Annotated in this window: 22 protein-coding genes; 8 read left to right on the plus strand and 14 right to left on the minus strand. The window is 69.0% G+C overall.

Annotation, left to right across the window (positions count from 1 at the left end):
• Positions 1–33: 33 nt before the first annotated feature.
• The 5 genes from AC2S9W_RS06060 to AC2S9W_RS06080 all read right to left on the minus strand — a co-directional run bounded on the left by AC2S9W_RS06060 (position 34) and on the right by AC2S9W_RS06080 (position 4393).
• Positions 34–492, minus strand: a complete 459-nt coding sequence (locus AC2S9W_RS06060; protein ID WP_067111056.1) for a MaoC family dehydratase — start codon at positions 490–492, stop codon at positions 34–36.
• 93 nt (positions 493–585) lie between these two features.
• Positions 586–1716, minus strand: coding sequence for a mechanosensitive ion channel family protein (locus AC2S9W_RS06065; RefSeq protein WP_083674970.1), 1131 nt, complete (start codon positions 1714–1716; stop codon positions 586–588).
• 65 nt (positions 1717–1781) lie between these two features.
• A complete protein-coding gene (locus AC2S9W_RS06070) occupies positions 1782–2792 on the minus strand; it encodes a DNA topoisomerase IB (protein WP_076073793.1) in 1011 nt (336 codons plus the stop codon).
• A gap of 58 nt (positions 2793–2850) precedes the next feature.
• On the minus strand, positions 2851–4230 hold the full coding sequence (locus tag AC2S9W_RS06075) for a putative O-glycosylation ligase, exosortase A system-associated (protein WP_076073796.1): 1380 nt from the start codon (positions 4228–4230) through the stop codon (positions 2851–2853).
• Positions 4223–4393 carry a hypothetical protein gene (locus tag AC2S9W_RS06080; RefSeq protein ID WP_199775049.1) on the minus strand — a complete coding sequence of 57 codons (171 nt, stop codon included), beginning with the start codon at positions 4391–4393 and terminating at the stop codon, positions 4223–4225. Before AC2S9W_RS06080 ends, AC2S9W_RS06075 begins: the two co-directional genes overlap by 8 nt.
• A gap of 95 nt (positions 4394–4488) precedes the next feature.
• Between AC2S9W_RS06080 and AC2S9W_RS06085 the strand changes: the two genes are divergently transcribed.
• Complete coding sequence (locus AC2S9W_RS06085) at positions 4489–5691, plus strand: TIGR04063 family PEP-CTERM/XrtA system glycosyltransferase (protein ID WP_076073799.1); 1203 nt, start codon at positions 4489–4491, stop codon at positions 5689–5691.
• Positions 5692–5696: 5 nt separating this feature from the next.
• Positions 5697–6527: a hypothetical protein gene (locus AC2S9W_RS06090; RefSeq protein WP_486571738.1), complete on the plus strand. Its 831-nt coding sequence runs from the start codon at positions 5697–5699 to the stop codon at positions 6525–6527.
• A 138-nt stretch (positions 6528–6665) separates the two neighbouring features.
• Here the strand turns inward: AC2S9W_RS06090 and AC2S9W_RS06095 are convergent, their stop codons facing one another.
• Both AC2S9W_RS06095 and AC2S9W_RS06100 read right to left on the minus strand, forming a co-directional pair.
• Positions 6666–6992: a hypothetical protein gene (locus AC2S9W_RS06095; protein ID WP_234002551.1), complete on the minus strand. Its 327-nt coding sequence runs from the start codon at positions 6990–6992 to the stop codon at positions 6666–6668.
• Positions 6989–7252, minus strand: a complete 264-nt coding sequence (locus AC2S9W_RS06100) for a hypothetical protein (RefSeq protein ID WP_486571739.1) — start codon at positions 7250–7252, stop codon at positions 6989–6991. Before AC2S9W_RS06100 ends, AC2S9W_RS06095 begins: the two co-directional genes overlap by 4 nt.
• Before the next feature lie 135 nt (positions 7253–7387).
• On the opposite strand from AC2S9W_RS06100, the gene AC2S9W_RS06105 reads away from it, so the two are divergent.
• Complete coding sequence (locus AC2S9W_RS06105) at positions 7388–8059, plus strand: S24 family peptidase (protein ID WP_067107086.1); 672 nt, start codon at positions 7388–7390, stop codon at positions 8057–8059.
• 43 nt (positions 8060–8102) lie between these two features.
• Here AC2S9W_RS06105 and AC2S9W_RS06110 read toward each other — a convergent pair whose 3' ends face one another.
• Positions 8103–8408 (minus strand): hypothetical protein, encoded by a 306-nt coding sequence (locus AC2S9W_RS06110; RefSeq protein WP_067107089.1) that lies wholly within the window; start codon positions 8406–8408, stop codon positions 8103–8105.
• Positions 8409–8625: 217 nt separating this feature from the next.
• Between AC2S9W_RS06110 and aqpZ the strand changes: the two genes are divergently transcribed.
• Positions 8626–9351: an aquaporin Z gene (gene aqpZ / locus AC2S9W_RS06115; protein WP_067107091.1), complete on the plus strand. Its 726-nt coding sequence runs from the start codon at positions 8626–8628 to the stop codon at positions 9349–9351.
• Between the two features lie 34 nt (positions 9352–9385).
• Here the strand turns inward: aqpZ and galU are convergent, their stop codons facing one another.
• From galU to AC2S9W_RS06145, 6 genes are all read right to left on the minus strand, one after another.
• Entirely contained in the window at positions 9386–10249 is an 864-nt protein-coding gene (gene galU, locus AC2S9W_RS06120) for a UTP--glucose-1-phosphate uridylyltransferase GalU (protein WP_076073804.1), read from the minus strand.
• A gap of 53 nt (positions 10250–10302) precedes the next feature.
• Positions 10303–10803, minus strand: a complete 501-nt coding sequence (gene yfiB / locus AC2S9W_RS06125; protein WP_076073807.1) for an outer membrane lipoprotein YfiB — start codon at positions 10801–10803, stop codon at positions 10303–10305.
• A 16-nt stretch (positions 10804–10819) separates the two neighbouring features.
• Positions 10820–12019: a diguanylate cyclase DgcN/YfiN gene (dgcN, locus tag AC2S9W_RS06130; RefSeq protein WP_067107099.1), complete on the minus strand. Its 1200-nt coding sequence runs from the start codon at positions 12017–12019 to the stop codon at positions 10820–10822.
• The gene (gene yfiR, locus AC2S9W_RS06135) at positions 12016–12561 is read right to left on the minus strand and encodes a regulatory sequestration protein YfiR (protein ID WP_286749558.1); all 546 of its coding nucleotides are present in this window, start codon (positions 12559–12561) and stop codon (positions 12016–12018) included. Before yfiR ends, dgcN begins: the two co-directional genes overlap by 4 nt.
• Before the next feature lie 138 nt (positions 12562–12699).
• A complete protein-coding gene (msrA, locus tag AC2S9W_RS06140) occupies positions 12700–13236 on the minus strand; it encodes a peptide-methionine (S)-S-oxide reductase MsrA (RefSeq protein WP_067107219.1) in 537 nt (178 codons plus the stop codon).
• A gap of 56 nt (positions 13237–13292) precedes the next feature.
• Entirely contained in the window at positions 13293–14291 is a 999-nt protein-coding gene (locus AC2S9W_RS06145; protein WP_104959303.1) for a M48 family metallopeptidase, read from the minus strand.
• A 451-nt stretch (positions 14292–14742) separates the two neighbouring features.
• On the opposite strand from AC2S9W_RS06145, the gene AC2S9W_RS06150 reads away from it, so the two are divergent.
• The 4 genes from AC2S9W_RS06150 to rpsI all read left to right on the plus strand — a co-directional run bounded on the left by AC2S9W_RS06150 (position 14743) and on the right by rpsI (position 17686).
• A complete protein-coding gene (locus AC2S9W_RS06150) occupies positions 14743–15771 on the plus strand; it encodes a COX15/CtaA family protein (protein ID WP_076073816.1) in 1029 nt (342 codons plus the stop codon).
• Positions 15768–16535 carry a hypothetical protein gene (locus AC2S9W_RS06155; RefSeq protein WP_076073819.1) on the plus strand — a complete coding sequence of 256 codons (768 nt, stop codon included), beginning with the start codon at positions 15768–15770 and terminating at the stop codon, positions 16533–16535. The genes AC2S9W_RS06150 and AC2S9W_RS06155 overlap by 4 nt, the downstream gene beginning before the upstream one ends.
• Positions 16536–16709: 174 nt before the next feature.
• Positions 16710–17189 carry a 50S ribosomal protein L13 gene (rplM, locus tag AC2S9W_RS06160; protein WP_067107115.1) on the plus strand — a complete coding sequence of 160 codons (480 nt, stop codon included), beginning with the start codon at positions 16710–16712 and terminating at the stop codon, positions 17187–17189.
• Entirely contained in the window at positions 17189–17686 is a 498-nt protein-coding gene (rpsI, locus tag AC2S9W_RS06165) for a 30S ribosomal protein S9 (RefSeq protein WP_067107118.1), read from the plus strand. Before rplM ends, rpsI begins: the two co-directional genes overlap by 1 nt.
• Positions 17687–17691: the final 5 nt, after the last annotated feature.

A 17691-nucleotide genomic window follows, 5' to 3' on the forward strand; every position in this document is an offset into this window, starting at 1 on the left:
ATCTTTCGGGGGAGGGCGGCCGGTTGAACGGGATCAGACGAAGAACTGGCTGATCCATTCGGCGATCAGCGCGGGCTTGTCCTCGCCCTCGATCTCGACCGAGAATTCGAGCGTTTGCTGCCACTGGCCGGGGCGCTTCTCTTCGAGCTCGAGCAGCTTGAAATGGCCGCGCACGCGCTTGCCCGAGCGGACGGGGGCGAGGAAGCGGACCTTGTTGCCGCCATAGTTGACGCCCATCTTCACGCCTTCGGGGCGCGGGCAGTCGGACTTGGCCATCAGCAGCGGGAACAGCGACAGCGTCAGGAACCCGTGCGCGATGGTCCCGCCGAACGGCGTCAGCTTCGCCTTTTCCTCGTCGATATGGATGAACTGGTGGTCGCCCGTCGCGTCGGCGAACTTGTTGATCATCTCCTGATCGACGAGCACCCATTCGGAACTGCCGAGCGTTTGCCCGACCAGCTTCTGCATCTCCTGCGGCGGAATCGCGCCCATGTCTCATCCTCTCGAGCTTGTTGAAGGCGCGGTTCTAGGCCGTTCATGCCGCATTGCACAAGAGCCTTGGCTCGACGCTGCGGCGCCGTAGCGTCACTCTTTCGTGCGCTTCGCCTTCGGCGTTGCCGTGTCTTCGGCAAAGGGCAGAATCATCGTGCCGTCGGGCGCGGCGGTGAAGGTCGTCTGCGTCGGATAGGCGAAGTCGTAGCCCGCCGCGGTCATCGCCTCGAACAGCCGCACCGCGACATCGCCGCGCGCCGCCGCGACAATGTTGTAATCGTCCGCATGCACGTCGAACAGCAATTCGAAATCGAGGCTCGACGGGCCGAAGCCGGTGAAGCTCGACCGGATGAAGTCATGGCCCGCCGCCTTTACCTGCTCCTCCAGCAGCGCGGGCAGCGCGCGCAGCATCGCGGGGCTGGTCTGATAGATCACCCCGATCGAGAACTGGACGCGGCGGCGGTGGAGATGCGCGTAGTTGGTGATCTCCTTCGACAGCAGGTTGGTGTTCGAGATGACGAGCAGCTCGCCGTTGACCGAACGCAGCCGCGTGCTCTTCAGCCCGATACGCTCGACCGTCGCGGTGCTGGTGTCGTATTTGATCGTCTCGCCGACGCGGAACGGCCGGTCGAAGATGATCGACAGCGAGGCGAAGAGGTCGGAAAATATGCCCTGCGCCGCGAGGCCGATCGCGATGCCGCCGATGCCGAGCCCGGCGACCAGCCCGGTGACGTTCACCCCCATGTTGTCGAGGATGACGATCGCCGCGATCGCGAACAGCGCGACGCTGATCAGCAGGCGGATGATGCCCATCGCATTGGTCAGCGTTTCGTTGTGCCCGTCGGCGGCGCGCCGCTGGATCAGCCCGATCGCGATCTCGCGCGCCCAGATCGCGACCTGCAGCGCGACGGCGATGGTGAAGACGAACTGGATGATCTGCAGGATCGTCGCCGGCGGCTGGGCATAGCCCGCGACCATGCGGATCGCGACGATCGCGAGCACCGTCGACTTGGTCTTGTGGATCACGCGCCCGACGATGTCGGTCAGCGTGAACTGCCCCGGCGCCGCCTGCGCGCGCTTCAGCGCGAAGGTGCGCACCAGCGACAGCAGGACATAGATGACGAGCCCCGCGCCGATCGCGATCGCGATCTGCAGCCAGTGGCTGTTCACCCAGGCGATGGAGCCGTTCCACATGTCGCGCAGGTCGGCGAACGGCCCCTGCATGGCGGGCGGCGGCGTGGCGGCGGAAATCGGCAGGGTCACGTCGGTCCTCGAAATCGGTCAAAGGGTCAGGCGGACCGGAGCAGCGTCGCGGCATCGGGCGCCTGCTCCAGATAGGTCAAAAATCCGCGTTCGTAACGCGAAAGATAGCGGGTCGAGCGCGGCAGCCGCCCCGCCGCCTGCGCGAAGTCGCCGCGGGCCTGTGCGGCGGCGATCATCGCCGGATGGACATAGGCGCGCCGCGCGACCGCGGGGGTGTTGCCGAGCCGCTGGGCGACATGGCCGAGCACCGCCTTGAGCGACGGCGGCTCGGGCGCCTCGTACAGGAAGGCGAAGGCCTCGACGCTGCCCCACCAGGTGCGGAAATGCTTGGCGCTGAAATCCTCCCCCATCGCCTCGCGGATATAGGCGTTGACGTCGTCGGACGCGACCGCGTGGGTGCCGTCGGCGTCGCGATACTGGAACAGATGCTGGCCGGGCAGGTCCTGCAGCCGACGGACGAGGGTCGCCAGATTCCGGTCGCTGATCGTCACCTCGCGCCTCGCGCCACCCTTGGCGCGATAGCTGAGGCGCAGCGTCGCGCCCGACAGCCGTGCATGGCGCTGGCGCAACGTGGTGGCGCCGAAGCTGTTGTTCGCGGCGGCATATTCCTCGTTCCCGACGCGCAGCGCGGCGAGGTCGAGCAGCCGGACGACCGCCGCGACGACGCGCTCCTGGCAGAGCGTGCGGCGGGAAAGATCGTCCTGAAGCCGCGCGCGCAGCAGCGGCAGCGCCTGGCCGAAGGCGGCGCAGCGGTCGTATTTGCCCGCGTCGCGCGCCAGCCGGAAATCGGGATGATAGCGATATTGCTTGCGCCCGCGCGCGTCATAGCCGGTGGCGAGGATATGGCCGTTCGGCGCCGGGCAGAACCAGGCATCCTCATAGGCGGGCGGCAGCGCGACGGCGTCGAGCCGCGCGATTTCGGCGCGATCGCGGATCAGCCGGCCCTTCGCGTCGCGATAGCGCCAGCCGTCGCCGGAGCGTTCGCGGCGGATGCCGGGCAGGCTGTCGTCGACATGGATCAGGCGGGCGCGGGGCATGATGGCATAGCGTCCGGCGGCGCCCGATGGTTCCCGGTCCCGGGGTGAGACGTGCGCGCTACGATCGCACGTTCGAAAAGGACTGGCGGGCCGGGACCTGTGCCGGGCGCGCCATCAGCGGCCGCCACCCCGCCTCGCGCTCGCGGCGGCGGCAATAGGTCGAAAGCCCGATCTCCAGCGCCAGCATCATGTAGATGAAGGGCTGGAAGGCGATGCCGACGAACAGCGATCCGACCATGTAGACGATGTGCCCGTGCTGGAGCGCGGTCGCGAGCGGGGCGATCCATTGCTCCTCAGCGCGCCGGGTCTTCAGATAGCGGCGGCGCAATCGCTCCATCTGGACAAGCCCGGCGGCCTGGAGCAGCAGCCACAGCGCCAGCCCCGGATAGCCCTGTTCGCCCAGCATCTCGAAATAGCTCGAATGATAGGCGCGCCCCTTGTCCTCGTAGACGATCGGCCCGCCCTGCGCGCCTTCGTCATTGGCGCCGGCCTGGCGCTCGACGCGGAGTTGATTCTGGAGGAAGGCGTTGAAGCCGCCCCCGAACGGATGGTCCTTCGCATAGTCCCAGGTCCATTTCCATACCGCGACGCGGGTGGATGCGGACGAATCGGCCTTGTAGCCCTGGATCGTCTCCATCCGCTCGGTATAGCTTTGCGGCAGGAAGGGGATCGCGGCGAGCGTCAGCATCCCGATGCCGGCGACATAGAGAAGCCGGTGCCGCACCGCGCGCAGCGACAGCACCGCGAGGACGACCAGGCACACGAGCCCGGTGCGCGCCTGCGTCCCCACCGGCAGCAGCATGCAGGCGAAGCAGAGCGCGAAGCAGAAGAGCGACACGCGCCAATCGGGTGGAAAGACGGTGCCGTGGCGGCGGTACCAGAGGATCAGCGGGATGATCGCGATCCCCACCGTCGACATGATCGAGCCTTCGTAAAGCCCGAAATTCTCGTTGAGCAGCAGTTGCAGTTCGCCATAGCCGCCGCCGCCCGCCGCGGTCTTGAGGCCGCCCGCGATCGCGATCGACCCGGCCGACAGCAGCATGATCAGGATCAGCGATTCGATGCGAAGCCGCGTGCGCAGCGTCAGCGGCAGGAAGATCGCCCACACCAGCGCCTTCCACACCCAGCTCCATTTGTCCTGCGCCTCGACCGGGAAATCGGCGTACATCGTCGTCACGCCGCAATAGATCAGCAGCAGGACCAGCAGCACCTGCCGGCCCGACCAGCGCGTGTCGCGCTTGTCGTCGAGAACGAGCCAGCCGCCGATCGCGAGAATGAAGACGATCAGCGAGATCGGGATCGAATTGATCAGGAAATAGCTGAGCCGCTGCGGCGCGACGATGTCGATGTAGCAGAAGCAGAGGATGAACAGGAACGGCTTGCGGAAACCGACCCCGATGAAGGCAAACAGGAAGGCCACGAAGGCGATGTCACGCATCGCGCGGCCCCTGCGCGGCCTCGGCCGCCGCCTCCGCGTCGCGGCGGCGCTGCCACAGCATCCGCGGGCTCACCTCGTTGTCGAGGTCGTCGCGATAGAGCAGGCGCCACAGTGCGATCGCCATCAGCGCATGGGTGAGGCCAATCGAGAGATTGTCGATCATGGACGGCTGGGCCTTGCTGTGCGCCTGCGGATGCGGCGGTGCTATAGCATCGGGGTTGACGCGGCGTTAAGGCTTGTCGGGCATAGGCGACCGCAATGACCCGCATCCTCCACGTCCTCGATCACAGCCTGCCCGCGCACAGCGGTTATACCTTTCGCACCCGCGCGATCATGAAGGCGCAGGCGGCGAAGGGGTGGGAGGTCGCGGGCGTCACCGCCGTGCGCCATCCGCTGCCCGGACCCGCGTGCGAGGTCGTCGACGGGCTGACCTTCCACCGCACCGCTCCGATCGCCACGGCGCCGTCGCCGATCCGCGAATGGCGCGAGATCGGCGCGCTCGCGGCGCGGGTCGAGGCGCTGGCGCGCGAATGGCGCGCGGACCTGCTCCACGCCCATTCGCCGGTGCTCGACGGGCTCGCGGCGCTGCGCGCGGGCCGGCGGCTCGGCATCCCCGTCCTCTATGAAATCCGCGCCTTCTGGGAGGATGCGGCGGTCGGCAACGGCACCGGGCGCGAGGGAAGCGCGCGCTACCGCCTGACGCGGCGCATCGAAACCCATGTCGTCAAGGCCGCCGACGCGGTCGCGGTGATCTGCGAAGGGCTGCGCGGCGACCTGATCGCGCGCGGGGTCGATCCGGCGAAGATCATCGTCTCGCCCAACGGCGTCGATCTCGACCTGTTCGGCGACCCACCCCCGCGCGACGACGCGCTGGCCGCCGAGCTCGGCATCGCGGCCGACGACGCGGTGATCGCCTTCATCGGCAGCTTCTACGACTATGAGGGGATCGACGACCTGATCGCGGCGATGCCTGCGCTTGCCGTGCATCAGCCCCGCGCGCGGCTGCTGCTCGTCGGCGGCGGCCCGCGGGAGGCGGCGCTGAAAGCGCAGGCGGCGGCCTCGCCGGTCGCCGGCCGCATCCATTTCGTCGGCCGCGTGCCGCACGAGCGGGTCGAGCATTATTATTCGCTGGCCGACGTCCTCGCCTATCCGCGCAAGAAGATGCGGCTCACCGACCTCGTCACGCCGCTCAAGCCGCTCGAGGCGATGGCGCAGGGGCGTCTCGTCGCCGCGTCCGATGTCGGCGGGCACCGCGAGCTGATCGAGGATGGGGTGACCGGCACGCTGTTCGCCCCCGACGATCCGGCGGCGGTCGCCGGGGCGCTCGCCGCGCTGCTCGCCGACCGGGCGGGCTGGGACGCGCGGCGGCGGACGGCGCGCGCCTTCGTCGAAACCCATCGTAACTGGTCGTCAAACATTCTACGTTACGAACCGGTTTACCAGCGATTGCTGCGCCTTTAGCGATCATGCGGATCTGGAGCGATATGGACGACGCCAGCGAAAAGCCTGCCAAAGCCCCCGCGGCCGCATTGTGGCGCGCGCTGCGCCCCGCGATGCCCGCGATCATCGGAGCGGCGGCGCTGACCTTCCTGTTCGGCGCGGTGATGCCGTCGGGCTGGGTCATGGGGATCAGCTGGAACCTCTATCTCGACCGACTGTCGGAGCTGTTCGTGCCGCCGGTCGGCGATGCCGGCCGGCTTGCGCTCGCGCTCGGCATGGCGGCGGTCGCGGCGCTGATCGCCGGGCTGGTCGCGTTGATCGCTGCCAGCCCCGATGCGGCGGGACTCGGCGCGCTGCGCCGCCGCCGTCGGGGCGCGGTCGACGACGCGCTGCCGCGCCGCCGCGCCGATCTCCATCCCGACGCGCCGCCGCGCCCGCCGATCCGCGCCGGGCGCGACCTGCCGGCGCTGGGGCTGGGGCCGCTGCCTGCCGAGGCCGAAACCGCCATGCCTGCGGAGCCGCTTCCCGCCGAAGCGGCAGAGGCCGACGATACGCTGATCCTTGCCGACCTCGCGCCCGACGACGCCTTCGTCGAAGGCGCGGAACCCTGGCTGCAACCGGTCGAGGCGGCGGGCCCCGCGATGCCCGATCCGGCCGACGCGTCGCTCGGCGCGATGGTCGCCCGCTTCGAGGCGGGGCTGGCGCGACGGCGCCAGGCGCGCGGCGCACCGGCATCGACCGCCGCGATTCCGGTCGAGACGCCGCCGGCGAACGAAGATGCCGAGCCGCCCGTCGATTTCGCGCTCGAAGCGGCGCTCAGCACCCTCCAGCGCATGACCGGCCGCGCCGTCGGCTGATCGATCATCGTCTTTGATTGAACAGCCGCGTGCTCCCGCGGAGGCGGGAGCCCAGAGCGGCACAAAGCCTGCGTTGGCGTCAGGACGCTCTGGGTTCCCGCCTCTGCGGGGACACGGCGTTGTTTCGTTCAAGGCCGATCAATCCTCCACCGTCAGCACCTCGATGCGAAGGCCGCGTGCGGCTTCGTCGAATTCGACCGCGATGTCGGCGACGATATGCCCCGGCAGCCGCCATTCGACGGCGCTCAGCCGCGCGCGTAGCGAGCGGCGGATCGCTTCGAGGTCGCCGACTGCCGCCTGACAGGGGAACGCATGGCGCGCGCCGACGAAGCTGGCGCTTGCCCACGGCCGCCACGTCGATGGGCCGAGCGCGAGGCCGGGCGGCAGCTCGCGCGCGATCAGACGGCCCAGCCGGCCGTGCGGGCATGCATGGGGACGCGGTGTGGCGAGGGACGTGTGGATCATGGCCGGGCCTCCATCGTGGCGGCGCGCATCGCGCGGGTGCGGCGGTCGCCGCTCGGGCCGATGCGCCTGGCATGCCGCTCGGCGCGCCATTTGTTCATGAAATGTTCCACGCGGCATTCGACGCTGCGCCCCACTGCGCGCCCGCCGCGCAGGTCGCTGATCAGCCGCGGGTCGTGGACGGCGTCCCGACCGAGAACGCTCGGCGGCATCCGCGATTCGGTCAGAAAGGCCTCGATCCGTTGCAGCAGCGTCTTTTCCATTCCGTTCCTCCCTATCGACATCCGGTAGCGGGCGAGTCGCCTTTAATAGGATTTTTCCTATTTGAGATAGGATTTCCTACTTGTCTAGGAAAATTCCTGTTGCTACATGCGAAATAGGAAGGAGCCCGCTGGCCGATGACCGATTTCGACGACGATCCGCGTGCCGCGCTCGATCGCCTGCTGCAGGAAAGGGGGATCGACTATGCGCAGCTTTCGGCGCGCATCGGGCGCAATCCCGCCTATATCCAGCAATATATCAAACGCGGTTCGCCGCGCCGGCTGGCGGAGGAGGACCGGGCGCGGATCGCCGCCTATCTGGGCGTGGCCGAAGCGCTGCTGGGCGGCCCGGCGCGCCGCGTCGCCGCACCGGCGTTGCAACGCGGCGCGGGCGACATGGTGCTGGTGCCCAAACTGGCGATCGGCGCCTCGGCCGGCGCGGGCGCGAGCATCGACGGCGAGCCGGTCGAAGGCGCGGTGGCGTTCGACCCACGCTGGCTGCGCGACCTGGGCGCCGACCCGCGCGCGCTCAGCATCATCCGCGTCGCGGGCGATTCGATGGCGCCGACGCTGGGCGACGGCGACGATATATTGGTCGACGGCAGCGACGCGGCGACGCTGCTGCGCGACGGCATCTATGTCCTGCGGATGGACGATGCGCTGATGGTGAAGCGCGTCGCGCGCGCGCCGGGGGAAGGGCGGATTTCGGTGATCAGCGACAATCCCCACTATCGCAGCTGGGACGATCTGCCGATGACCGCGGTGCAACTCGTCGGCCGTGTGGTATGGACCGGGCGCCGGGTGCGCTAGCGCCCTATCCGCGAAGACATCCCCCTCGGGCCGGCCGGTCCGACTACATCGGCTCGGCCATCACCGCTTCGATTTCGTGGCTCAGCACCTCGGCGCGCTGACACTGGTCCTGTCGGCCGTCGCGGCATTTCTGCGCCGCCTTGTCGCGCTGGCGCGTCAGCTTGCCGACGCGTTCCTCGCGCTGGCGCAGGGCGCGGCCGCGGTTGCGGTCGGCTTCCTCCTGGCTGGTCGTCGACCAGTCGGCGACCTGGCCGACCGCCTTGACGGGGGCGGTCACCACCGTCTTCACCGCGCTCACGCAGCCGGCAAGCAGCGGGGCGGCCGAAAGGGCGAGAAGCATTGCACGCATCGACAGGTCTCCGGGGAGGGCGGATCGGCCGGTATCATCGCACGGCCGTGCGGCCGGGGCCAGAGGATTGCGACGGGCCGCGCCATTGCCCGGCCGCCCTTCGCCCCGAATCCCGCCGCGGGACACATGGTTTACAAGGTCTTGCCGCGCCCTTTCCCTGTGTTAGGCTGATCCGCGCGCCGGCAGCGCGATGACCGCCGGCGGGGAGGAGGGTCATATGACGAATATGCAAAAGGGTCTGGCCGAGGGCATCGGCACCTTCTGGCTGGTGTTCGGCGGCTGCGGCAGCGCGGTGCTCGCGGCGGCCTTTCCCGATCTCGGGATCGGCTTCGCCGGCGTGGCGCTGGCCTTCGGTCTGACGGTGGTGACGATGGCCTATGCGATCGGCCATATCTCGGGCTGCCATCTCAATCCCGCGATCACCGTCGGGCTGTGGGCGGGCGGGCGCTTCGACGCGCGCGACATCCCGCTCTATGTGGTCTCGCAGGTCGTCGGCGCGATCGCCGCGGCCTTCCTGCTCTATTATATCGCGAGCGGCAATCCGGGCTATGATCTGGCGACCAACGGCCTCGCCGCCAATGGTTTCGGAGAGGGGTCGCCGGGCGGCTACGACCTGATATCGGGCTTCACGATCGAGATCGTGCTCACCGCCTTCTTCCTGTGGATCGTCATGGGGTCGACCGACGGCCGCGCCCCCGCGGGCTTTGCGCCGCTCGCGATCGGCCTCGCGCTGACGCTGATCCACCTGATCGCGATCCCGGTGACGAACACCTCGGTCAACCCGGCGCGCAGCACCGGCCCAGCGCTGGTCGTCGGCGGCCTCGCGCTCCAGCAGCTCTGGCTGTTCTGGGTCGCGCCGCTGCTCGGCGGGCTCGTGGGCGGCTGGCTTTACCGAACGGTGGGGGCCGACAGCTTCCCCAAGCCCAATATCGAGGGCGAATGACGGCGGTGCCGGCGGCTCCGGCCGCCGGCGCGCGTCAGGTCAGAAGATCGACAGCGAAGGCCCGAACGTCGGCGGCGATATCGGGGCGTTCGAGCGCGAGCGCGAGATTGGCCTGGATATAGCCGGCCTTCGACCCGCAGTCGTAGCGCGCGCCGTCGAAGGTCACGGCGTGGAAGGGCTGCGTGCCGATCATCGCCGCCATCGCGTCGGTGAGCTGGATTTCACCCCCGGCGCCCTTTTCCTGCCGTTCTAGCACGCGCATCACCTCCGGCTGGAGGATGTAGCGGCCCGAGATGATCAGGTTCGACGGCGCGGCCTCGACCGCCGGCTTCTCGACCAGCCCCCGAACCTCGGTCAGCGCGTCGTCGCGGGAGCCGGGGGCGATCACGCCATAGCTCGAAACCTGCTCGCGCGGCACTTCGAGCACTGAGATCAGGTTGCCGCCGACCTTGCGATACGCATCGACCATCTGCTTCATGCAGCCGGGCGAGCCGTGCATGAATTCGTCGGGCAGGAAGATGGCGAACGGCTCGTCGCCGACGATGTCGCGCGCGCACCAGATCGCGTGGCCCAGCCCCATCGGTTCCTGCTGCCGGACATAGGCGCAATTGCCGGGTCCGAGGCGCGTCGGTTCGAGCACCGACAGGTCCTTGCCGCGCTCGGCCATCGTCTTCTCCAGTTCGAAGGCGATGTCGAAATGATCCTCGATCGCGCTCTTGCCGCGCCCGGTGACGAAGATCATCTGCTCGATCCCCGCCTCGCGTGCCTCGTCGACGGCATATTGGATCAGCGGCCGGTCGACCACCGGCAGCATCTCCTTGGGGATTGCCTTGGTCGCGGGCAGGAAGCGGGTGCCGAGGCCGGCGACGGGGAAAACGGCTTTGCGGATCGGTTTCATGCGCGGCAGCCTTAGCGGCGAAAGCCCGCCGGGAAAAGGCCGCGCGAAAGGCCTTATTGGGGTTCGACGATCACCACCACGCGCCGATTGTCCTGCCGCCCCTCGGGCGTGTCGTTGGGCGAGATCGGCAGGCTTTCGCCACGCCCGACGATCTGGGCGGGGGTGAAGCGCATGCCGTTCGCCTGCATCGGCGCGGCGACCGCTTCCGCCCGCGCCTGCGACAGGGTCAGGTTATAGGCGTCGCTGCCGGTGGAATCGGTGTGGCCTTCGACCCGCGCGGTGGCGATGCCGACCGACTGCAGGCGATGCGCCATGGTCGAAATCCGCTCGATCTGCTCGGGGCGGAGCGCGCTTTCGTTGACGCCGAAGAGCAGCCGTTCGTTGAGCGTCAGCTCCCAGTCGGGCCCGGTGTCGACGAAGCCTTCGGATTGCAGGACGGCGATCTGTTCGGGGGTGAAGCCGGACTTCACCGGAACGCTCTGACAGGCGGCGAGCAGGCCGGCGATGCCGGCGGCCAGGATGGTGCGGCGGACGATGGGGAGAGAAAGGGTCATGATCGGACCTCCATGATCATGTCTGCGAACGTTTGGCGAGCTTTTCGGCATACATGGCGGCGTCGGCCGCGGTCAGCAGCGCGGCGGGATCGGCGCCGTCGGTCGGGAAGGCGGCGACGCCGATACTGACCGCGAGGCGATAGGTGTCGCCGCCCGGCAGAACGACCGGATCGGCCATGCCCGTGCGGATCGGGCCGGCGAGCGTTTCCGGATCGGTGGCGATGTCGAGCGGATCGACGAGCACGATGAATTCGTCGCCGCCGATCCGCGCCGCGAAATCGCCGGGCCGCAGCGTCGCCTTGATCCGTTCGGACAGTGCGACGAGCAGGGCGTCGCCGGCGGCGTGCCCGAAGCTGTCGTTGGCGAGCTTGAAATTGTCGGCATCGACGAACAGCAGGGCAAAGCGCGTGCCGTCGGCCCCCGCCTTGCCGATGCGCTGCGCGAGCTGTTCGTCGAAGGCGGCGCGGTTGGGCATCGCGGTCAGCGGATCGTGCGACGCGCGGTGCGCCAGCATGCGATGCTCGCTTTCCATATGCCCCTGCCACCCCTGCAATTCGTCGAGCAGCGCGTTGATGTCGCCGCCCAGCCGGTCGAGCTCGGCGATGCCGAGCGGCTGGACGCGCTTGTCGAAGCGGCGGTGCAGCCGCACGTCGTGGGCGACGGTCGCGATCTCGCCGAGCGGCTTGACCAGCTCATATTCGAAGCGGCGGGCGAGGATGATCGTGCCGAGTGCGGTGACCAGCAGGCAGCCGAGCCCCGCAAGCAGCCCGATCCGGACATAGGCGGTCAGCGTCGACGAATCGCCCCACACCTCGATCGTCCCGATCGCCGACCCGTTGCGGCGGACCGTCATCGTGGACGGTTTGCCGAAGAAGAGATCGGTCAGCAGCGGCGCCGGGTCGGCGTGGGGCGACGTCCATTCGGTCAGCGGCCGGCCTCGGTCGTCGAGCACGAGCAGCCGGGCGATCCCCGGAATATGGGTGAGCGGATCGAGACCCTCGCGCGCCGCCTCGGGATCGTTGAAGACCAGCGCCGGTTCGACGCCATAGGCGCCGAGCTGCGCCGCCAGTTCGAGGTTGCGGTCGGCATAGCCGCGCAGCGCGGCGACGCCGGCGAGCAGGATGGTGAGGCCCGACAGCGCCACTGCGAACAGGGTGACGCCGAAGTGGAAGCGCGACAGCAGCTTCTGCAGGGTCGTCCGGGTCGGAGCGGTCATGGGGCGCCTCCGTCGGATCGGCCGATCTTGAGCACGCGCGGGTCGATGCGCAGCGGTCCCCGGCCAATAGCGTCGAGATTGACCGAAAAGCCGATGCCTCCCGGCTTTGCGGCGAGGCAGAACATCGCGCCGTAAAGGCAGTCGGGGTCGTCGTCGCTGATCGTCAGCACCGGACGGTCGCGCACCCAGGCGATCAGGCGGCGGCGGTCTTCGGCGGGCATGCGGCCCAGATAGAGGATGTCGCAGTCGCCGCCGCCGGTCGCGGCTGCCGTGGTTGTCCTCCGCACCACGACGGCCCCGCCGCCGGGCAGGACCGGGACAGGCCGGACAGTGAGCCGCGGCGCGCCGACGACGCACATCGTCCGCGGCGCGTCCGGCGTGTTCCCCGGCCAGCGCGTATAACTGATGATACCGCCGATCATGCGGTCGACCGCGCGCGCCACGCCTGCGGCGCCATCCTCCACGATGGTCTGGCTGGCGGCCTGGACCGACATCTGCGGCGTCGTGACCGCCGCTCCTATCAGGAACAATGATGCCAGCACCCTGTCGCGACCCTATAACTGCGCTTCGGGGTCATCCTGCCCGCGCAGAACCGGGTCCGCTAGTCCGGACGGCGGTAAAGTCAATGAAAATTAACCTTATGCGACTCGAATGCAACACTGGGCCGGTCGCGCGCGGCCTCAGTCTTCGCGCAGGCGGTCGGCGAAGCCCTTGCGCAGCTTGGCGAGCTTCGGCGGGATGGAGGCAAGGCAATAGGGGCTGCTCTGTCCCTCGCCGTTCCAATAGGCCTGGTGATAATCCTCCGCCGGATACCATGGAGACACCGGCTCGATCGCGGTGACGATCGGTTGCGGCCAGTTGGGCTGTGCACGGTCGATCGCGGCGCGCGCTGCGGCGGCCTGCTGGTCGTTCAGCGGAAAGACGGCGCTGCGATACTGCGTGCCGATGTCGTTGCCCTGACGGTTGAGCTGCGTCGGGTCGTGCGTCGCGAAAAGCACGTCGAGCAGATCGTCGTAGGCGATGACGGCGGGATCATAGGTGATGCGGATCGCCTCGGCATGGCCCGTGTCGCCGTTGCACACCTGCTTGTAGGTCGGGTTGGCGACGCTGCCCCCGGTATAGCCGCTCTCGACGCGCTCGACCCCCGCGAGCGATTGGAAAACCGCTTCGGTGCACCAGAAACAGCCTCCGGCGAAGACGGCGGTGTCGTGGGGCATGGCGGGCATCCTTGCGAAGAGTGGGAGGAGGCCCTTCAGATAGGAGGCCGCGCCCGCTATTCCAAGGGCGGCATGTCGTCGATCAGCGGCGGATGGAGCGGTTCGCCGGCGGCGCGCGCGGCCGCGATCGCCGCCGCTTCGCGCTCGACCGAAGCGACCCTGTCGCGCCACCCCGGATGGGTCAGCGCCGGAAAGAGCGGGCGCCCCTTGCGTCCGCCGAACTTGCGCCAGAAGCGCGCCGCGGCTTCGGGATCGTAACCCGCACCGGCGAGCAGCCAGACCGACAGCCGGTCGGCCTCGGCCTCGGTCTGGCGGAACAGGCGGGCGCTGCGGCCGAGTTCCTTGAACAGGCCGCGATCGACCCCCGCCGCGTCGAGCCGCGCGCGGTGGCGCAGGATATTGTGCGCCAGTTCGTGCGCGACCGCCGCCGCCAGTTCGGCATCGTCGGTCGCGAAGCTCGCCAGCCCGGCACTGATCCGCACCAGCCGGCCGTCGGCGCCGCCGGCAGGCCGGTCGGCCGCCTCGACGCGGAAATCGCTCGCACAGCCGACGATGGGGATGACCTCCGCATCCCGTCCGTCGGCGATCGTGAGCGCCGCGGGCGCCTCGACAGGCAGCGCGGCGGCTTGCGTCTCCAAAACGGCGATACGGGCAAAAGGGTCCGCGTCATCGGCGGGCGGCACGGGGATGCCGTCGATCGCGAACACCGGCGTTCCGCGATGCAGTCCGGCGCGCGCGGCGGGCGAGTCGGGCGCGACGGCGGCCAGATAGGGCGTGTCGGCGTCGGGTGCGGCATAGGCGGCGAGTGCGGCGGGGCGCCGGTTCGCGTCATAGAGGCGCGGATCGCCCCAGATCCAGCCGAACTGCGGTTGCTGCGCGGTGCACCACGCCGCATTGGCGGTGGTCAGACGAAAGCCGATCGCCGCGACCCGCGCCTCGAGGCCCGCGAGCTGGTCGTAAAGACCGGCTGGCCCGGGTGTCGCCGCGACCGCGGGCGTGGCGGTGCTGGCGGCGAAGGCGGTCAGGATGGGCAGGAGGAGACGGACGCGCGGCATCGGTCCGCCCTATCAATCCTCGCCTGTCGCAGCCATGAATTTCAGAATCGCTCCCCTCCTGCTCGCGGGAGGGGGCAGCGAGCGTTGCGAGCTTGCTCGCTACGCGCAGCGGGGTGGGCCTTGGCCATGCCGCTGGCCCGCCCGATCTCTCTCGCTAGAGCATCGTGCGTTAAACCTGCATCATCCTTTCTGCCGTTCGTGCTGAGCTTGTCGAAGCACCGTCGTTCTTCTTGCGGCGCCAAGAGAAAGGACGGCCCCCTTCGACTGCCTTGCAGGCGCTCAGGACAGGCTTCGACAGGCTCAGGACAAATGGTTCAGATTTAACGCACGATGCTCTAGCGAGAGGGAGACCCGGCCGAGGAAGACAAGTGCGCCTCTCAAGGCCAGATGGCGCCACCCTCCTCCCTTCGGGCCCTTGCCTATCGCATCGCAAGCGGCGATAGGGCGGGCGATGACGCAGGCTCCCGTTCATCCCCGCCCGGCGGCGCTCGCGCGCTGGCTGTGGGCCGTTGCGCTGCTGGTGATCGCCGTGGTCGCCGTCGGCGGCATCACCCGCCTCACCGAATCGGGGCTCTCGATCACCGAATGGAAGCCGGTGTCGGGCGTGTTGCCGCCGCTGACCGACGCCGCCTGGCTGGCGGAGTTCGAGAAATACAAGCAGATACCCGAATATCGGGAGATCAACTTCGGCATGTCGCTCGCCGCGTTCAAGGCGATCTTCTTCTGGGAATGGCTGCACCGCATCCTCGGCCGGCTCGTCGGGCTGGCGCTGCTCGTCCCGCTTGCCTGGTATGCGTGGCGCCGCGCGGTTCCCGCGGGCTATGGCTGGCGGTTGCTGGCGCTGGCCGCGCTCGTCGGATTGCAGGGCGCGATCGGCTGGTGGATGGTCGCCTCGGGACTCGTCGATCGCACCGACGTCAGCCATTACCGTCTGGCGACCCATCTGCTGACCGCGCTCTTCCTGCTCGCCGCGCTGGTCTGGACCGCGCGCGATCTCGGCACCCTCGCGCGCGATCCCGCTGCCCGGCCCGCGCCGTTGACCGGGCCGGGGATCGCCGTCGCGCTGATCCTGACCGTCCAACTTCTGCTTGGCGCCTGGGTCGCGGGGCTCAACGCCGGCTATGTGGCGAGCGACTGGCCGATGATGAACGATCATTTCGTGCCGCGCGGCATCGATTGGTCGAACGGTGTCTGGTTCGCCATCACCAACGACCCCTTTCTGCTGCATTTCCTGCATCGCTGGTGGTCCTGGGTTGCCGCGCTTGCGCTGTTGCTGCTGGCGCGTGTGCTGGCGCGGCGCGGCGCGCGGGTCGAGCCGGCGCTGCTGCTGCTCGTCGTCGCGGCGCAGATGACGCTCGGCATCCTCACCGTCGTCAGCGGCATTTCGATGTGGATCGCGGTGCTGCACCAGTTGACGGGCGCGCTGCTGGTCGCGGTGACGGCGGCGGCGCTGCATCGGCTCGGCCGCCGCACCGCATGATGTTCGCCGCCGCGTTGCTGTGGCTCGCCGGCCCGGCATCCGCGCCGCCGCCCGTCGTCGTCCCGGCGCCTGCGGCATCGGTCGTCTTTGCGCCGCCGCTCGACCGGCCGATGCGCTATCGCGTGACGACCCGCCGCCTGGGGCGCGACGGCGGGCTGCTCGGCTTCTCGTTGCTCTACGACCTGCAATGGCAGCGCGCGGGGCGCGGCTACCGGCTGGTCGCGACGCTGCGCCGGATAGATTCGGACGCGCCGCCCCGCGCCGTGCGCGCGCTGACCGCGGTGCTCCAGCCGCTGGTCGGCGAGGCGATGACCTATCTCGTCGCGCCCGATGGCGGCCGGATCGACCTGATCGACGCCGAACGGCTGTGGGATCGCGCGATGGCGCGCACCGCAGCGCTTGCCGCCGCCGCGGACCAGCCCGAGGCGAAGCAACTGGCGGCGCTGGTCGCGGCGCTCTCGCCCGATGAGCGCGCGGCGCTCGCGAGCGCGGACATCCGCGCGCTGCTCGCGCCCGCCAACGCCGCCAGCCGGATCGGCGGCACCGTGTCTCCGGACGGCGACAGCACGCGCGAAACGGCGGCAAAGGTCGAGGCTGCGACCGCCGCGGCGCAGCCGCTCACCGTCGAGAGCCTGTGGACCATCGACCGGACGACGGGACTGGTCCTGCGCGAGCAGCGGCAGAGCTGGATCGTTGGGGACGGTGGCGGCGCCCGCACGCTCGTCGAGGAGCGGATTCGCGCGATCGAACCCGACGTTTCCTGATCAAGGTATCATGATACCTGTCGGCAAGGCCGCGCGATACTTGACTTTCCGCACCGTTCCCGCCATTGGCCCGCTCCGAAGCGCCGCTTCGCCCCTTGCGGGCAGGCGGCGCGGCTTGTTTCGGGGCGGCGGCCGGTTCCGTCGCCCGGTTCCATCTCTGTCAAGGAGCGTGCCATGAAGGCGCTGACCAAGACGACCCAGTCGGCGAACGCCGCGACGGTCGAAAAGAAATGGGTGCTGATCGATGCCGACGGCCTGGTCGTGGGCCGCGTCGCGACGATCATCGCCAACATCCTGCGCGGCAAGCACAAGCCGAGCTTCACCCCGCACGTCGATTGCGGTGACAATGTCATCGTCATCAACGCCGAAAAAGTGAAGTTCACCGGCAAGAAGCTGACCGACAAGAATTATTACAAGCACACCGGCTATGCCGGTGGCATCAAGGAAATCTCGGCGCAGAAGGTGCTCGAGGGCCGCTTTCCCGAGCGCGTGCTCGAAAAGGCCGTCGAGCGCATGATCCCGCGCGGCCCCCTCGGGCGCCAGCAGATGCGCAACCTGCGCGTCTTCGCCGGCAGCGAGCATCCGCACGCCGGGCAGAACCCCGAAGTGATCGACGTCGCGTCGATGAACCGCAAGAACAAGGTGGGTGCATAATGGCTGACGAACAGACCATGACCGATCTCAAGGATCTCGCCGGCGCCGTCGAAGGCACCGTCGCCCCCGCGGCTCCGGCCGCGCCGCTGCGCGAAAAGCAGGTCGACAAGCAGGGCCGCGCCTATGCGACCGGTCGTCGCAAGGACGCCGTCGCCCGCGTGTGGGTGAAGCCCGGTTCGGGCAAGATCACTATCAACGGCCGCGACCAGGAAACCTATTTCGCGCGCCCGACGCTGCGCCTCGTCATCAACCAACCGTTCGGCGTTGCCGATCGCGTCGGCCAGTATGACGTCGTCGCGACCGTCAAGGGCGGCGGCCTGTCGGGCCAGGCGGGCGCCGTTAAGCACGGCATCGCGCAGGCGTTGACCCGCTTCGAGCCCGCGCTGCGCGGCACCGTCAAGGCGGCCGGCTTCCTGACCCGCGACAGCCGCGCGGTCGAGCGTAAGAAGTATGGCAAGGCGAAGGCCCGCCGCAGCTTCCAGTTCTCGAAGCGCTAATCAGC

Source organism: Sphingopyxis sp. 550B (assembly GCF_057401805.1).

Excerpts from the sequence above, each read along its gene's own strand:
- AC2S9W_RS06110 (WP_067107089.1), bottom strand. The coding sequence starts at position 8,408 with ATGCGTGCAATGCTTCTCGCCCTTTCGGCCGCCCCGCTGCTTGCCGGC.
- rplM (WP_067107115.1), top strand. The coding sequence starts at position 16,710 with ATGAAGGCGCTGACCAAGACGACCCAGTCGGCGAACGCCGCGACGGTC.
- AC2S9W_RS06150 (WP_076073816.1), top strand. The coding sequence starts at position 14,743 with ATGACGCAGGCTCCCGTTCATCCCCGCCCGGCGGCGCTCGCGCGCTGG.
- AC2S9W_RS06070 (WP_076073793.1), bottom strand. The coding sequence starts at position 2,792 with ATGCCCCGCGCCCGCCTGATCCATGTCGACGACAGCCTGCCCGGCATC.
- AC2S9W_RS06065 (WP_083674970.1), bottom strand. The coding sequence starts at position 1,716 with ATGCAGGGGCCGTTCGCCGACCTGCGCGACATGTGGAACGGCTCCATC.
- AC2S9W_RS06105 (WP_067107086.1), top strand. The coding sequence starts at position 7,388 with ATGACCGATTTCGACGACGATCCGCGTGCCGCGCTCGATCGCCTGCTG.
- AC2S9W_RS06090 (WP_486571738.1), top strand. The coding sequence starts at position 5,697 with ATGCGGATCTGGAGCGATATGGACGACGCCAGCGAAAAGCCTGCCAAA.
- AC2S9W_RS06145 (WP_104959303.1), bottom strand. The coding sequence starts at position 14,291 with ATGCCGCGCGTCCGTCTCCTCCTGCCCATCCTGACCGCCTTCGCCGCC.
- galU (WP_076073804.1), bottom strand. The coding sequence starts at position 10,249 with ATGAAACCGATCCGCAAAGCCGTTTTCCCCGTCGCCGGCCTCGGCACC.
- AC2S9W_RS06095 (WP_234002551.1), bottom strand. The coding sequence starts at position 6,992 with ATGATCCACACGTCCCTCGCCACACCGCGTCCCCATGCATGCCCGCAC.
- dgcN (WP_067107099.1), bottom strand. The coding sequence starts at position 12,019 with ATGACCGCTCCGACCCGGACGACCCTGCAGAAGCTGCTGTCGCGCTTC.
- AC2S9W_RS06075 (WP_076073796.1), bottom strand. The coding sequence starts at position 4,230 with ATGCGTGACATCGCCTTCGTGGCCTTCCTGTTTGCCTTCATCGGGGTC.
- aqpZ (WP_067107091.1), top strand. The coding sequence starts at position 8,626 with ATGACGAATATGCAAAAGGGTCTGGCCGAGGGCATCGGCACCTTCTGG.
- AC2S9W_RS06155 (WP_076073819.1), top strand. The coding sequence starts at position 15,768 with ATGATGTTCGCCGCCGCGTTGCTGTGGCTCGCCGGCCCGGCATCCGCG.
- AC2S9W_RS06080 (WP_199775049.1), bottom strand. The coding sequence starts at position 4,393 with ATGATCGACAATCTCTCGATTGGCCTCACCCATGCGCTGATGGCGATC.
- AC2S9W_RS06060 (WP_067111056.1), bottom strand. The coding sequence starts at position 492 with ATGGGCGCGATTCCGCCGCAGGAGATGCAGAAGCTGGTCGGGCAAACG.
- msrA (WP_067107219.1), bottom strand. The coding sequence starts at position 13,236 with ATGCCCCACGACACCGCCGTCTTCGCCGGAGGCTGTTTCTGGTGCACC.
- AC2S9W_RS06085 (WP_076073799.1), top strand. The coding sequence starts at position 4,489 with ATGACCCGCATCCTCCACGTCCTCGATCACAGCCTGCCCGCGCACAGC.
- rpsI (WP_067107118.1), top strand. The coding sequence starts at position 17,189 with ATGGCTGACGAACAGACCATGACCGATCTCAAGGATCTCGCCGGCGCC.
- AC2S9W_RS06100 (WP_486571739.1), bottom strand. The coding sequence starts at position 7,252 with ATGGAAAAGACGCTGCTGCAACGGATCGAGGCCTTTCTGACCGAATCG.
- yfiB (WP_076073807.1), bottom strand. The coding sequence starts at position 10,803 with ATGACCCTTTCTCTCCCCATCGTCCGCCGCACCATCCTGGCCGCCGGC.